Annotated in this window: 2 protein-coding genes; both read right to left on the bottom strand. The window is 66.5% G+C overall.

Going from position 1 to position 1,019, the window contains the following annotated elements:
* A partial coding sequence (locus EN994_RS32910) for a CoA transferase (protein WP_164746497.1) occupies window positions 1-425 on the bottom strand: 425 nt, incomplete at its 3' end.
* A gap of 7 nt (window positions 426-432) precedes the next feature.
* On the bottom strand, window positions 433-1,019 hold a 587-nt coding region (locus EN994_RS32905; RefSeq protein ID WP_127308226.1), incomplete at its 5' end, for an SDR family NAD(P)-dependent oxidoreductase.

The following is a 1,019-nucleotide window of genomic DNA, read 5'->3' as shown; positions in this document are numbered from 1 at the left end:
GTTATGTCATGGCCGGCGCGGCCGGCGAGCGGACCGCCCTGGCCGAAGCCGGTCATACGGCCGTAGATCAGCGCCGGGTTACGCACCAGCACCGTTTCCGGGCCGAGGCCGAGCCGTTCCATGACGCCCGGGCGAAAGCCTTCGAGCAACATGTCCGCCTTTTCGGCAAGGCGCAGCAACAGATCGGTGCCTTCACGGCGCTTCAGGTCGAGGCGCAGCACGGCGCGGCCATGGCGGTCGATGTTATACTCATCCGGCAGCGGCAGGAGCTGGCTCGTCCCCGCCCGTTCGATGCGCAACAGTTGCGCGCCCATCTCCGACAGCATCAGGCCGGCCAGCGGCACGGCGCCGAGCCCGGCCATCTCGATCACCTTCAGCCCGGTCAGCGGACCGGTTTTAGCGGCAGCGGACAGGCCGGCGCTCATGACCGGTTTATTTCGGCGCCATGCGAATGGCGCCGTCGAGGCGAATGGTCTCGCCGTTCAGCATCTGGTTCTCGATGATGTGCAGGGCGAGAGCGGCATATTCGGACGGTTCGCCCAGGCGCGACGGGAACGGCACGGCGGCGCCCAGTGAATCCTGCACCTCTTGCGGCATGCCGGCCATCATCGGCGTCTTGAAGATGCCGGGAGCGATGGTGCAGACGCGGATGCCGGAACGGGCAAGGTCGCGCGCCACCGGCAGCGTCATGCCGACGACGCCGCCCTTGGACGCCGCATAGGCGGCCTGCCCGATCTGGCCATCATAGGCGGCAACCGAAGCGGTGTTGACAATGACGCCGCGCTCGCCGCCCGGCAGCGGCTCGAGCTTCGACGCGCGTTCGGCGACGAGGCGGATCATGTTGAACGTGCCGATCAGATTGACCTCGATCACCTTGCGGTACTGATCAAGCGGATGGGGACCATCCTTGCCGATCGTCTTCACACCGATGGCGATGCCGGCGCAATTGATCAGGATACGCGGCTCGCCAAGCTTGGCGAGCCGCGTATCCTGATCAATTGCGCCGGCATCGCCATCGG

The organism is Mesorhizobium sp. M7A.F.Ca.CA.002.09.1.1 (genome assembly GCF_003998555.1).
GTDB classification, from domain to species: Bacteria; Pseudomonadota; Alphaproteobacteria; order Rhizobiales; family Rhizobiaceae; genus Mesorhizobium; species Mesorhizobium ciceri.
Note: the sequence above shows the minus strand (reverse complement) of the source record. Positions and strands in the feature narration are given on the sequence as shown.